Here is a 13,309-nt window from a genome sequence, read left to right as displayed (position 1 = left end):
GTCATTGATTTATGACGAGGTCTCACGTGCGAGCCAATCCTGTTCTCCTCGTGGGGACCCTGGATACGAAAGGGCACGAATTAGCGTTCGTTCGCGACCTGCTGCGGAGACAAGGCCTCGCGACCCTGATCATTGATGTCGGTTCGTCGGGGGCTCCCGTCGTTCCCGCCGACATCGACCGCGAGGAGGTCTTTCAACGAGCGGGCACCTCACTGGCCCTGGTCCGCGAGCGAGGTGACCGGGGCCTTGCCGTCGCCACCGCCGCGCAAGGTGTGGCCAGGCTCGTGACGGAGCTCGCATCGAAAATGTCGATCGCGGGTATCTTTGGACTCGGAGGTTCCGCCGGAACCGAGATTGCCACCTCGGCGATGCGCCAGCTCCCGTTCGGGGTTCCCAAGGTCATGGTGAGCACGCTGGCGAGCGGCCAGACGCGGCCCTATGTCCGCGGAAGTGATATCACGATGGTGTTCCCCGTGGCCGATATTGCCGGCCTGAATCGCCTGAGCCGAACGGCGCTGACCAACGCCGCGCTTGGACTGGCCGGGATGGTCCGCCTCCCCCGCGAGCCCGAAAACATCGACGCGTCACGGCCGGTCGTCGCGGCGACGATGTTCGGGGTCACGACGCCTTGCGTCGACCGCGCCCGACATGTCCTGGAAGAGGGGTCGGTCGAGGTGATCGTCTTCCACGCGACGGGAGTGGGGGGGCAAGCGATGGAGGGCCTCGTTCGCGACGGCCAGATTGCGGGCGTGCTCGACTTGACGACCACCGAAATTGCGGACGAGCTGGTGGGAGGAGTGCTCTCGGCGGGCCCCGACCGGCTCGAGGCCGCGGGGAGACACCGCGTCCCTCAAGTGGTCAGCCTCGGTGCGCTCGACATGGTCAACTTCGGACCGATGGCGACCGTCCCCAGTCAGTTTGCCGGTCGCAAGTTCCACGCCCATAATCCTTCCGTGACCTTGATGCGGACGACCTCCGCGGAGAACGAACGGATCGGACTTTACATGGCCGAAGTACTGAGCCGGGCTCAAGGACCGGTGGTCCTCCTGATTCCTCGGCGCGGACTGTCTGCGCTGGACGCTCCGGGGCAGCCGTTCCACGACCCTGACGCTGACGATGCCCTGTTTTCGACGCTCACTAGGGAACTTGCGGTTCACCCCCAGATCCGGGTCGAGTCGCGTGACGAACACATCAACGACTCATCGTTCGCGACGGCTGCCGCGCGAGCGATGGCCGAGCAACTGTCCCTTCGTAAAGGTCTCTGATGCCTCAATCCGCCTCTCTGTCTCGTGGTGAGATCCTCGAACGATTCCGTCGCAAAGTCGCCCAGGGCCTTCCTTTGATCGGAGGGGGAGCTGGGACCGGCCTGAGTGCGAAATGCGCCGAGTCGGGGGGGATCGACCTGATCATTCTCTATAATTCCGGGCGATTCCGGATGGCGGGGCGTGGAAGTCTCGCGGGTCTGATGCCTTACGGAGATGCCAACAAGATCGTCATGGAGATGGCGGCGGAAGTGCTTCCGGTGGTCGAGCACACGCCGGTCCTGGCCGGGGTCTGTGCGACCGACCCGTTCCGGATCATGTCCCGATTCTTGAAGGAAGTGCGTGACGCCGGGTTCGCGGGAGTTCAGAATTTCCCCACGGTCGGCCTGATTGACGGTGTATTTCGGCAAGGTCTTGAAGAAACGGGAATGGGTTTCGATCTTGAAGTCACAATGATTGCCCAGGCCCGTAGGATGGACTTGTTGACTTGTCCCTACGTCCACAACGTCGATGAAGCGCGCGCTATGGCGGAGGCCGGCGCCGACCTCATCGTGCCTCACGTCGGTTTGACAACCCACGGGATGATCGGGGCCAAGTCGGCCGTTACGCTTGCGGAGGCAGCGAGCCGGGTCCAGGCGATGGCCGATGCGGCCAAGGCCGTCCGAGATGATATCCTGGTCCTCTGTCACGGCGGCCCGATCGCCGAACCGGCCGACGTCGCGGAGATTTTCCGGACGACCCGAGGGATCGTCGGTTTCTTCGGGGCGAGCAGTATCGAACGACTGCCCACGGAACCAGCGATCGTGGCCCAGGTCCGTGACTTCCTTTCACTCCGCTTCTCGACTAGTTGAAGGAAATCGAGGCGATTATCGAACGGCTTTCCCCCCATCGACGCTCAACCGACTCGTTCGCGATCCTCCTCGAATTCGTCCCACCACTCAATGACCTGGTGGTCGGATTCACCGTCCGGGGTCAGTTCGGGTTCGAGCGTATCGTCGGAGACAACCTGAACGATCACGGTCGCTCGACCGGTGGGGAGGTGTGCCGGCAGTTGCAGACAGACATAGCGGTCGTCGGCGATGATCACCTCAGTTCGATACTGCGCCACAATCAGGGACCTCGAGGGCCGAAGGGGAAGGCAAAACGGGATGCTAGGATCGATCAGGGAGGCCGGGTTCAGGCGTCAGTCTCGCGTTCACGCGCCCTCGTTCCCGACTTCGAGGCGGGGTTTGCCGCGGACGAGTGTCTGGGTCAAACCTTCCTGAACCACCTGCCCATGTTGATTGAGCAGGCGGCGCTGCCAGGTCACGACGCCCCGGCGCCCCCGCGACCGCGGCTCCAAGGCGACGACCTGGGAAATCACCCGGATCGTATCGCCGAATGCAATGGGTTGCAGAAATTTCCATTCCAGGATAGCAAGAAATGCCATGGTGTCGACACTGGGCGCATGGCTCGTCAGTCCCGAGCTGATCGAAAGGCCGAGCAGTCCGTGCGCCACCGGCTTGCCGAAGGGACCTCGACCGGCTTCTTCGTGGTCCATATGGAGCGGGTTGAAATCACCGGACATCCCAGCGAAGGCTGCCACATCCGCCTCGGTCACGGTTCTGGCCGGGCTTTCCCACTCGTCGCCGATTGCCAGATCATTGAAGGCGAGACGAGCGATCGCGTGCCGTGTCACTATTTTCGCTCCCGACCGAGGAGGATCCATGCCAACGGATATGCTACGATAACAGTCGAGCCGGAAGGAGTTCGGTACGAATTGTGCGTATTCGAAGGAGAATCGTCAAGATTTCCCTCCGGCAAAGCTTGGGTTTACTTCATGACTGGCGGGTTTGGCGCTGCTGGCAATCGCCCGTGGTTTCGATGATTGAATGAGATTCACGCGTGTTCTCGTCCGAGCAGGACGTTAAGGGAGGTTGGTCTTATGAATCGACCGTATAAGGTGCTGATCGCCGATGACGAGAAACCGGTGGCTGCCGGTCTTCAGGGGCAACTCGAATCGCTCGGCTACGATGTTGTGGCCGTGGTCAATGACGGACATCACGCCATTGAGGTTTGTCGACGCGCTCTGCCGGACGTCGTGCTGATGGACATCGAGATGCCGGGGCTCGATGGTCTCTCCGCGGCGCGGCAAATCGTCCGAGATCCGGGGACGCCGGTCATTATTCTGACCGCGCATGGTCACCCCAACTTGATCGATCAGGCCGTCGAGGACGGAGTGCTCTACTACCTGCTCAAGCCGGTCACCAGCCCCAGCCTGCACGCCGCGCTGCAGGTTGCCGTGGCGCGAGCCCGTGAGATCCGCACCTTGCGTGAAAATGTCAACACGCTAGAACTCACTTTGCGGGAACGGAAGTTGATCGAGCGTGCCAAGGGAATCCTCATGACCAGGCGCAGCCTCTCCGAGTCCGAGGCGTTTCGGCTGCTCCAGCGACAGAGCCAGGATCGCCGCATGCCCATGGCCAAGCTCGCCGAGTCGATCGTGCAAGCCGATGAACTCCTGGAATCCCCCCATCACCCTTCGGAACCCGCTCGTCGAGGAACAGGGTATTCGCAAGATCTGTAGCATTTCATGTTTGACGTTCGGTGGTGACGTCGCTAGGCTAAGTGTGTTTGGTTCGACTCTGAAGTCGCAGCCAAACGCTCTCGGAGCGAAACCGCCGGTGGGATTCAAAGGAATCAAAGGAGTTAGCGATCCCAGACGCCCAGAACTGATGAGACGCATTTCGGCTCACCTCCCGCGACACGAGTTTCTGGGCGAACTCCTTTCAACCACCACTGGCTCGGCATTGATTGAGCAATGGATGTTCCTGACGCGCTGCCGAACACCAGGGAGACTGGCATGACGACGTTTGACTCCGGGATGGACGCTCGGCGGTCTGGACGTGGCTGGAGCGCCGAAATGCTTGCCGAGCAGTTGGAAGGATATATTGAACAGCGTGCGAGCGGTCGGATCCGCGATCTCCACGTTGTCTGCTCGGCCGATTCGATCGTCCTTCAGGGGCGGTCTCGAACTTACCACGCCAAGCAACTGGCCCAGCAGGCAGTGCTTGATCTCACCGATGGACATCGGGTGCTCTCAAACGAGATCGTGGTCAGTTAAACCGACCTTCGACGACGGCCAAGGCAGTTCAGGAGAGGTCATGGCGGCCTCTCTTGATCGACGGCCACTCACATTCGTCCCCCTTCTTTTTTTCGAGGGTAGACGTTGAGAGAGGAACATGGACGCGCGCACTGATTTGTCTTCCTCCGCAGCGAACGCGACGACTCGGCCCTTGATCGCTCACGATGAATTACGGACGATCTTGTCGAATCTCAGTCACGAGCTCTGCCGGCCCTTGATCTCGCTCCGTGCAGGCTTTGACCTGATCCTCGGATCGGCCGCGAAGCCGATCTCGAGTGACCAGCGTGGGCATGTCCAGGCGATGGTCGTGCTTTGCGATGACCTGCTTCGACTGACGCGAAGCTACCTGGACTACGCCGGGCTCGTACAAGGGACACGTCCGCTCTGTTATGGCTCGTTCACCCTCAGCGCCTTGATCCGCGAGATTGATCGACAATTCTCTGAGGATGCGGCCTCGCGCAGGGTGACCTGGGAGTGCGGCATGGAGGGGGCCGATGCCACCGTCTCCACCGATGCCTCACGCTGCCAGCAGATCTTCGGAAATCTGGTTGCCAACGCGCTGAAATACACGCCGCCTGGGGGGCAGGTTCGTTTGACCGCCCACCACGAGGAGGAAAGCTGGACCGTCGTCGTGACGGACAGCGGGCCCGGAATCCCCGCGGATGCGATCTCGAAGGTTTTTGAACCGTTCTATCGACTCTCGCGAGAAGAACACTCCGGAGTCGAGGGAAGCGGGCTCGGGCTGGCCATTTGCCGTGAGATGGTCGACCAGTTGGGAGGCCAGATCTCGATCAGTTCCACCGTGGGACAGGGCACGCGCGTGATCGTCCGATTTCCGGTGGCGAAGGCAACGCGTGGGGCGCTCTCCAGCCAACGGAATTAATCCCCACCCTCGTTTTTCGACGACCAACCAGGCGGACCGCCTGGTTGGAGGTAACCCAGGCGGAATTCAGAGACTGAGGGAAAGCGGGGATTCTCGGCCGTTCCCTTCTTAGGCTTAGCCCTGATAGGGCTCGACGCAGAGTCGAAGCACGGTCCCTTCGCCAGGCTGGCTGCGGAGGGAGAGGGTGCCGCGGTGGCGGCGCCAAATCCCGTTGGCGATGCTCAATCCCACGCCGAGATGGCCGTTCTTCGAGCTAAAGAAGGGTTCCACGGCGCGGACCATCGTCTCGCTCTCCATCCCTTGGCCCGAGTCGCGCAACTCCAGGACGACCCATCCTCGCGTATCGGTCGAGGTCGAGAGCCAGACCGTCCCTTCGTCGTTGGGCATTGCGTCGTATGCGTTGCTGATCAAGTGGCCCAGCATCGCGCGCAGTTGGTCGGAATGTCCTCGGATCAAGGGGGTGGGGGCCAGGTCGGTGATCCAGTCGACCCCGGAAGGTCCGTATTCCAGTTGATCGGAGACGAAGTCTTCCGCGAGTCGGTCGAGTGCGACGACGGAGGGTTCCTGGCCCCGGTTGTCTGTATCGATGGAGGTGACCGGCCGCGTGTAATCGATCAGCCGGCGGGCGACGGTCGCGGCCTCGAGAGCCGTCCGCACGATGGTATCTGCCAGCGAGACCGGGTCGACCACGAGGGGCATCGGTGTCTTCATTCGCAGCAACTCCGCGTTGCTCACGATTGCGCTGAAGGCGTTGATCACATGATGGCCTACCCCTGCCGAGAGGTGTCCCAGATTATTGAGTCGCTCGGTGGTCTCGGTCATCTTATTGTCGGTCATGATGCTCAATCCAGGAACGTTCGAGAGGGGATTCGAGTTGGTGGCGAGCCATCGCCATAGAATATCAGCGGAGGAGCCGTGCCTCGACCCAATCGGCGAAGTCGCGAACTTCACCGCGTTCGCCGAACTCCGTAATCAAGATCAGTAGCTTAGCCCCCTCCACATCAACGTCGATCGCTTTTGGCGTGTCGCGAGCGGAGATCGGGGGCGAAATAAATCGTTCCTGGGCATCGACGAGGACCCGGAACACCACGCTCCCGAGCGGACCCGCCCGGTCGTCGAGACCGACGATTGCCTGGAAGCGACGATCGCCAGGCATGAGCCGGTACGCGAGAATGGTCCGGCTCTGGGTCCCGAGACCGCGGTCGTAGACCTGGCCAGCGAGCCTGAGCGGGCTGCCGTCGACCGAGCTATTGCGACGAAATGGGCGCGTTGGTCCGACATAGCCGACATACCTCGCTTCGGTCACTTCACGATCGGCGAGGTAGACGATCGAGTCGGAACGCGCATGGAGGTGGACGAGGTCGTTCAATGCCAGTCGGATCGGGGCCTTGAACCGGGTGGAGGCGATGATTTCCCCCTGCTCAATTCGCGGGTTGGTGACCCCCAACCTTGAGCCGTCCGACGAGGTGAGCTCGAAGTAGGAACCCTCGGGCTTTGGGTAGGTCACCAGGCTGGCGTCAAATCCGAGCGCCACGACTTTCGCGAGCTCCAGGGAGATGGGGCCGGTGCTCGCTTGGAACTTGATGGTTTTCTCGTCGAGCCCAAGGAATCCACCCTGCACGCGGTCGCCATTAGGCGCAAGCCAGAGGATCTCAGACGATCGCGGTTCGGTCCGGACTCGATTCACCAGGTCGAACGAGGCATCCTCATCGTCGGGAGGTTCGAGGACCAGGCCCGCAAGACTCTCGAGAGGGATGGAAACCTTGCCGAACGTGAGGGATTGGACGTCCAGCTTCGTCTCGGTCGCCGCTCCGATGACCGCTCGATAGAGTCGATCGCCCTCAGGAAGCAGGACCAACTGCTTCTCGGGAGCGCCCAGGGACAAGAATCCGTCACGGCTTAGCTTCACCAGCCTTTGAAACGGGAGAACCTGCTCGGGGCCTCGACTGGGGACGAGGGTCACGTCCCCGTTGGGACCGATCTGGCGGATTCGACCCGTGGCCACGGTTCCGTCGATCATCAAGGCGGAGAAGACGGGGTCGGAGGGGACCGTCGGCCCTGCCGCGGGGGGAGCATCCGCACCCAGGCAGAGCAACAATGCAAACAGGGCGTGGGCAAGAGGCGCGAGTCGAGGCGCTGGGATCGTCGTGGCTCCGGTCATCAGGGGTCGCCTCGGGCTCAGCGTTGGAAGATAGGCAGGAAGTTGTTCGGCATCTGAAGGATAATCAGCGCCATTGCCGTGCCGTACTCATTGCAGATGCTATCAGGCCAGTGCCCCGTCGTCGCCAGTTGACGGTGAATCAACTCGTCGCGAATGGCGGGATACCATGAGTTCCAATCATCGCCACCCCGGATCCACATTGCCTGGGCGGCGTAATAGTGGCCGTAAAAGTAGTGACTGTAGCGACTTCCGAGTTTGATCTCAGGCATGTATTGGCGAAGGTAGGCCAGGCCCGACTCCACCTCTTTGGTGTCGTAAACCGCGGCGCTATACAAGGCCACCACGCCCGCGGCCGACCGTGGAAATGCGCTTGCTCCCCCCTGAAGCATGTAACGAAACCCACCGTCCGGGTTCTGCGACTGCTTCACGTAGCGAATGCAGTTCTCGACGGTCTCTTTGGGAACGAAAAGACCTGCATTCCGCGCGGCGCGAAGCGCGTTGATCTGACAAATCGTGACCGAGAGGTCGGCATCGCGGCGCACGGGCTGGTACCGCCACCCCCCCTCATTGTTCTGGGTATCGATAATCAGTCGAACGGCCTTCTGAAGTTTCTCGCGGATTTCCGGGCGATGCGTCATGCCGTACGCTTCGGCCAGAAAGAGCGTGCCGAAACCATGCGAGTACATCGGCCCGTGCGTGGCCGCCGCCTGCACGGCAATGAAGCCGGAGGGCGAAGTGTTGTCCATTACGTAGACCAGGGCTCGGTCAATGTTGGCCCCGTACGGGCCGCGGCCCGGACTCGATCCCGAGGCCATGAACGCGAGACCGGCCAGGCTCGTGACCGCGATGTTGCCTCGATAGGTCGCCGAGCCGAACGACCCGTCGGCGTTTTGCTGGCGGGAGAGCCAGGAGAGACCGCTTTTGATTGCGCGATCGGTCTCATCGGTGAGCATCTCGGCGGCCCCTTCCGGGATCTTGCCGTGCCGCGCATCGCCAAAACCGGCTGCTTCCTTGGGCTTCTCAGTTGCTTGTGCCTTGGCCTGTGGATTGATGGTACCGAGCACGATTGCCGCGATGAGCACGAGCCGGATCGTCGGGAAATCAGAACGGAAGGGACGTCGCACGGCGATTACTCCTCTCGGGTCAGGATCTTTTTAGAGAGGGATAGGTAATAGCGCCTGATGTGCTCCGCCTTGTTCGGGAGCCCTTCTTCCTTGAAGATATTGACCATTTGCTGCCTGAGTTCGGCGGGCAGGTGTCCCCACTCATCCTTGCCTCCGGCATTCGCATGCCTGTCGGTCGGTCGCTCCGGCTTTGAGGCGCCAACACCCTTGGCCATGGCTCCCTTCTCCTGCCCCCCCTTGGATCCGGGCTGGTTGGCGGGCTTCATGCTGATCTGCGACTGCTTCTTGGTCTGGGATTGCGACTGGGATTCGCGCATCTGTTCGATCAACTGTTCGAGATTCTTGACGATCTCGGTCTGTCGTTTCCTGGTCTCTTCCCCTGTGTCCGTTTTGCCCAGCCGCTGCTCAACGTCGCGCATCTCCTTGATCACCTTGGAGAGAGGGCCGCTCGACTCCCCTTGCTCTTTCTGACGATCCTTCTTTTTCGAGGCCCGTCCGGTGAGCTCTTCGAGGTGCTCGTCGAGGCCTTTCGCGTCGCCCTTGAGCTCAGCGCCTTTGGCCTTCTCCGGCTGGTCGCCGGGAGGGGTGGGGGGCTTCAAGCCTGGTCCAGGTCTCTTGGACTGTTCGTCGGGAGTGGGGGCGTCGGTAGTCTGTCCCAGCTTTTCAAGAAGGCTATCGAGGTCCTTGTCGCCGGGAGCGACTTCCGACGGTGGCTTCACCGTGTCCGCCTTGTCCCCGTCGGGCTTGGTGCCCTCGAGCTTCTCGAGGAGGCGCTCGAGCGCATCATCGACTGGCTTGGGAGGGTCCTGGGCCCGGCCGAGCGATCCAAAGAGTAAGGTGGCGGCAAGTGTCGTTGTGAGCGACACCAGTTGCAGCTTCGACATGGTCAGTCCTCCCCGTCTTCCTTTTTGGGTCGGGTCAGGTCTCGAGCGAGGTCGGCGAGCGTCCCCTGATCGGTTTCCAGTCGCTCCAGCTCTTCATTCTGCACAGGGGTCAGCTCGTGTTTGCGGCGGCGGAGCTCGTCGAAGAATTCCGTTCGGTCGTTGATCTCTTCCTGCAAGGCTTTGAGCATCTTGACCTGCGCGGCGGGCGGGATCCCGTCGCCTCCACCGCCCCCCCCCTGCCCGTCGCCGCCCCCTTGTCCTTGGCCGCCATTTTTGGGCTTGTCGGGTTTGAGCGAGGCGATGAGTTGGTCGAACCGGCGGGCGGCCGCTCGCGCGGCACGCTGGGTTTCTTCGTCGGTCTTGAGGGTCAGCAATCGCTGCGCCGCGTTGTCCATCGCCTCGCCGGCCCGTTTCAGAGTGAGTGCGAAGACCGGGGCTCCTTCGAGCTTCTCGGCGAGGCTGGCCGACTCTTCCTTGAGTCCTTCCTGGACGCGTCCCAGATCGCGGACGCCGGTCCGCTGCGCGATGGTGAGTGAGCCTTCGCGCTTGGTTCGGAGCGTCTCATAGTTCGTGATCTCTTCGACCATCTTCGCTTGCCGTTGCGCGAGTGATTTGAGTTCGTCGCCCATCTTCGCGAGCTGCTCCATGGCGAGCTGCTCTTCGAGGTCTTTGCGAGCTTGAGCGACCTGCTCCTCGGCATCCTCAAGGTCGGCGAGCGCTTCCTCCTGGTCCTGGCCGGCCTGCTCGCCCTGGTCCTGGTCGAGGTCAGCCTTGGCCTTGCTCATCTTGGCGGCAGCGCGGGAGCCGGCCTGGGCGGCCCCTTCGGCATTGAGCTTCGCCAGCTTCTTGAGTTGCTTATTCAGTTCTTTCTGAATCTCTTCTTGTTCCTTAGCGAGTTTTTCAGGTCGTCGGCCCGCTGCTTCGCGTCCTGGTTCTTTCTCGCCGCTTCGGTCTTCTTGAGATTTTGGGTTTGCCGTTCTTTGAGTGCTTTGAGCTCGGCCTCGGCGTTCTTGAGTTCTTTGACGAGCCGGGCGAGCTCGCGTTCGCGGCGGTTCTGAATCGAGTCGACCAGATCCTTGAGTTCCTGACGCGCTTGCTCCTGGCCGGCTCTCGCTTCACCCATCTGGTTCTTGGCAAGTCGATCGGCGGTTTCGCCCATCTTGGCGGCGGTCTCTTTTTTCCGGCTCTCGTCGGCCGCTTCGCGGAGCGCGGCCGCGGCGAGCGGGTCCGACTCCTCGAGCTTCTTGGCCATCTCGTTCATCTGTTCTTGGAGGCCCTGGAGGCCTCGGGAGACGTTGCCCTGGCGATCGGCGAGGTTGGCGAGATCCGCCTTCTGTTCGGGCGTGAGGTTTTCAGGCGTCTTGCCCATCAGCTCGGCCTTGCTCGCCGCGTCGGCCGTTTGCTTCATGGTCTGTTCCTGCTCTTTGAGCAGGTTTTGTGCATCCTTGACCACGCTCCGATAGGTCTCAAATTCTCTGAGCCCGTCGAGCATCTTCTGGAGTTCGTCGGCGATCGCCTGCTGATTCGTCCCACTCTCCTTCAGATTGTTCCGGGCGATTTCACTGAATCGATTGCGTGGTGGTTGCGGCTGTGGATTGGCTTTCGCCGGATCATCGGTCCCCCCCTTTGGATTGGCTGAATCGGGGGTCGGCTGCGTTCCCTCTTTGGATGGCTCTTGGCCGTCGGCTTTCTTGGTTCCGGGCTGATCCGGACTTGGCTGGCCGGTCGTTGCTTTCGCTCGGTCCTGCGAGGCCTTCTTCGTGGCGGCCGCACTCTGGCCGTCGGCTTTGGAAGGGGAGGCGTCTTGTGCGGGCTGCTCTCGTCCCGGTTCCGCATCGGGGGTGGGACGCGCCACCTCACCCTGGTTCTGGGAACTCTTCGGCTTCGCCGCTTGCGCCTCCTCCAGGTTCTTTGCGGCATGAGTCAGGCCCTGTTCGGCGGGGCCAAGATGCTTGTCCCGGATTCGTTCGACGCCAGCCTGCATTTCCTGCATCTGCTTCGCCGCGTCGGGATTGGGGACCTTGAAGTTTTTCAGGTCGTCGAGGAAGCGGTTGATCTTTTGGTCCAAGCCGTCGGTGTGGCTGTTGATCCGACTGGCGACCTGACGCTGAATCATCTCGGCATTTTTTAACTCGTCCTGCGCAGGCTGGTCGAGTGCGTCGGTAGTCTCGAGTTTGCGGAGTGCGTCATTGACGGGGACTTGCGCCTGTTTCTCCATCGCGAGGATCCGGGCGGTTTCCTCACGGATTTCGCGACGCTGGTCGTCGAGTTGGCGGGCGATCTCCTCTTCCGAGACGATCCGGAGCCGCAGCTCTCGACTTTTGCCGAGGTTGGGGCCCTTGAGGTTATCAATGTCGAGCGCCTCGGCGTGGAACGTGATGACGGAACCCGGAGGAAGGTTCAGCGGGGCCAGGTTCCACTCGTAGGCCACTTCTTGATGTTTGGCGGGTTGACCGGGGGGCAGGCCTTTGGCATCCCAGAGGGGAAGGACCACCACGTTCGTGGGCTCGGATCCCCCCGAGGCGGTCTGATAGAGGATCTTTGCCGCCTGGATCCCATAGTCATCGTCAACCGTGAATTGAACGGGGACCACCGCCTTGGCCGGGACGTCGCGGTCGTTGGGGGGCTGGTCGATGACGACGCGAGGGGCCTCGTCGCGGATGGCGCGGACGTCGTACCGCGGGGCTTCGCGATTGGCGAAACCGTCGGTGTCGTGAAGCTCGAACCAGAAGGGGAGCGACGTGGCTACCACGAAGTTGGTCGTGAGCCGGGTGCGGGCCTGATCGAAGGTCACAGCTTGCTGGGCCGTCGACTCGCCCAGATGGAGCGAGGCGGTTCGGATCGGCTTGTTCGCTGTCGCGGTGATCTCGATTTGGGTGCCTTCGACGGCGCGGATCTGGGTATTCCCCGCGGCGAGCGTGAACGGGGCGATCGCGGTGTACGCCGGGGGGATCAGGCGAATCGCGACCTGCTTCAAGGCAGGAGGTGGGACGACTCTGACCGCGACATTACGAATCGAGGTGGAATCATCCCCCGCGGCAACGGAGAAGTTGAAGTCGCGTTCGACCGACTCGAGCCGGCCGCGAAAAATCCCGCCTTCGACAGCCCGCAATGGTTCCGTGACAACCTCGCCATTGGCAAACCGGTAGGTGGCCCGCGCTGAGGCCGGAACGGTCTCCCCCTTGCCGATGCGGACGCCCAGGGTGAAGGGCTCGCCTCGCGCTACTTTGTTCGGCGTTTCGCGGTCGAGCAGGCTGAGATGAGTCTGCTGCGGCCAGCGGGTCGATCCGAACGGCTGGAACAGACGCTTCAACGCGATCGTGCTCAGATTGGGGGCGGCCAGGAGGAAGGTCAGGCCCAGGATCAAGGCGGCCGAGGCTGCGCCCAGGGCGCGAACCACCGGCTTGGGTTCGATGACCTCGCGGAAGTCGATCGACTGGGTCTCCACCAACGTCTGGCGAATCGTCGCCTCACGCATCAAGGGCGAGCCGAAGCGATCGTCGTCGGAGGACATCCGGAGGAACTGCACGGTGCTGGCCAGCCGGTCATTCAAGCCGGGCCAACGCTCCTCGATCCGCATGGCGATGTCGAGGTCGGGGAAGCGCAGGACCAGAGGAGTGATCACATAACGAAAGCTGAGCCAGAACCCGTATCCGATGAGCCCGACCAGTGCAGCCAGTCGAACCAACGAATCGAGATGAACCATCCAATCGAGTAGGCCGACGAAGATGATGATCGGCACGACCAGGCCGATCACCCAACTCATCCCGTGCAACGCCAGGACGCGGCGAACTTGAGCACGGAGCGTTGCGATTCTGGACTCGAGACTGGTAACCACGTCGGCCTCCCGCCCGGAACATGGCCAGACATT

13 protein-coding genes are annotated in these 13,309 nt (G+C 62.0%); 5 read left to right on the top strand and 8 right to left on the bottom strand.

Translation table 11 applies throughout. The features are described from left to right. The first annotated feature begins 26 nt into the window (after positions 1-26). Positions 27-1,265 carry a Tm-1-like ATP-binding domain-containing protein gene (locus V5E97_RS37690; RefSeq protein ID WP_406696688.1) on the top strand — a complete coding sequence of 413 codons (1,239 nt, stop codon included), beginning with the start codon at positions 27-29 and terminating at the stop codon, positions 1,263-1,265. Next, positions 1,265-2,113 carry a phosphoenolpyruvate hydrolase family protein gene (locus V5E97_RS37685; RefSeq protein ID WP_406696687.1) on the top strand — a complete coding sequence of 283 codons (849 nt, stop codon included), beginning with the start codon at positions 1,265-1,267 and terminating at the stop codon, positions 2,111-2,113. Before V5E97_RS37690 ends, V5E97_RS37685 begins: the two co-directional genes overlap by 1 nt. A gap of 44 nt (positions 2,114-2,157) precedes the next feature. Here the strand turns inward: V5E97_RS37685 and V5E97_RS37680 are convergent, their stop codons facing one another. Then, complete coding sequence (locus V5E97_RS37680) at positions 2,158-2,370, bottom strand: hypothetical protein (protein WP_406696686.1); 213 nt, start codon at positions 2,368-2,370, stop codon at positions 2,158-2,160. Between the two features lie 87 nt (positions 2,371-2,457). Further along, on the bottom strand, positions 2,458-2,940 hold the full coding sequence (locus V5E97_RS37675; protein ID WP_406696685.1) for a MaoC/PaaZ C-terminal domain-containing protein: 483 nt from the start codon (positions 2,938-2,940) through the stop codon (positions 2,458-2,460). 246 nt (positions 2,941-3,186) lie between these two features. On the opposite strand from V5E97_RS37675, the gene V5E97_RS37670 reads away from it, so the two are divergent. The 3 genes from V5E97_RS37670 (at position 3,187) to V5E97_RS37660 (ending at position 5,269) form a co-directional block, all read left to right on the top strand. After that, positions 3,187-3,828, top strand: a complete 642-nt coding sequence (locus V5E97_RS37670; protein ID WP_406696684.1) for an ANTAR domain-containing response regulator — start codon at positions 3,187-3,189, stop codon at positions 3,826-3,828. Positions 3,829-4,104: 276 nt separating this feature from the next. Further along, a complete protein-coding gene (locus V5E97_RS37665) occupies positions 4,105-4,365 on the top strand; it encodes a hypothetical protein (protein ID WP_406696683.1) in 261 nt (86 codons plus the stop codon). Between the two features lie 118 nt (positions 4,366-4,483). Continuing rightward, positions 4,484-5,269, top strand: a complete 786-nt coding sequence (locus V5E97_RS37660) for a sensor histidine kinase (RefSeq protein WP_406696682.1) — start codon at positions 4,484-4,486, stop codon at positions 5,267-5,269. A gap of 114 nt (positions 5,270-5,383) precedes the next feature. Here the strand turns inward: V5E97_RS37660 and V5E97_RS37655 are convergent, their stop codons facing one another. The 6 genes from V5E97_RS37655 to V5E97_RS37630 form a co-directional block, all read right to left on the bottom strand. Beyond that, positions 5,384-6,106: a sensor histidine kinase gene (locus tag V5E97_RS37655; RefSeq protein WP_406696681.1), complete on the bottom strand. Its 723-nt coding sequence runs from the start codon at positions 6,104-6,106 to the stop codon at positions 5,384-5,386. 64 nt (positions 6,107-6,170) lie between these two features. After that, positions 6,171-7,430, bottom strand: a complete 1,260-nt coding sequence (locus V5E97_RS37650; RefSeq protein ID WP_406696680.1) for an NPCBM/NEW2 domain-containing protein — start codon at positions 7,428-7,430, stop codon at positions 6,171-6,173. A 17-nt stretch (positions 7,431-7,447) separates the two neighbouring features. Then, entirely contained in the window at positions 7,448-8,554 is a 1,107-nt protein-coding gene (locus tag V5E97_RS37645; protein WP_406696679.1) for a prenyltransferase/squalene oxidase repeat-containing protein, read from the bottom strand. A gap of 5 nt (positions 8,555-8,559) precedes the next feature. Continuing rightward, positions 8,560-9,438 carry a hypothetical protein gene (locus tag V5E97_RS37640; RefSeq protein WP_406696678.1) on the bottom strand — a complete coding sequence of 293 codons (879 nt, stop codon included), beginning with the start codon at positions 9,436-9,438 and terminating at the stop codon, positions 8,560-8,562. 2 nt (positions 9,439-9,440) lie between these two features. Further along, a complete protein-coding gene (locus V5E97_RS37635; RefSeq protein ID WP_406696677.1) occupies positions 9,441-10,223 on the bottom strand; it encodes a hypothetical protein in 783 nt (260 codons plus the stop codon). A gap of 74 nt (positions 10,224-10,297) precedes the next feature. Next, positions 10,298-13,276 (bottom strand): DUF4175 family protein, encoded by a 2,979-nt coding sequence (locus tag V5E97_RS37630; protein WP_406696676.1) that lies wholly within the window; start codon positions 13,274-13,276, stop codon positions 10,298-10,300. Positions 13,277-13,309: the final 33 nt, after the last annotated feature.

The organism is Singulisphaera photorubra (genome assembly GCF_045290345.1).
GTDB lineage: Bacteria > Planctomycetota > Planctomycetia > Isosphaerales > Isosphaeraceae > Singulisphaera.
This window is presented reverse-complemented; position numbering and strand designations above follow the sequence as displayed.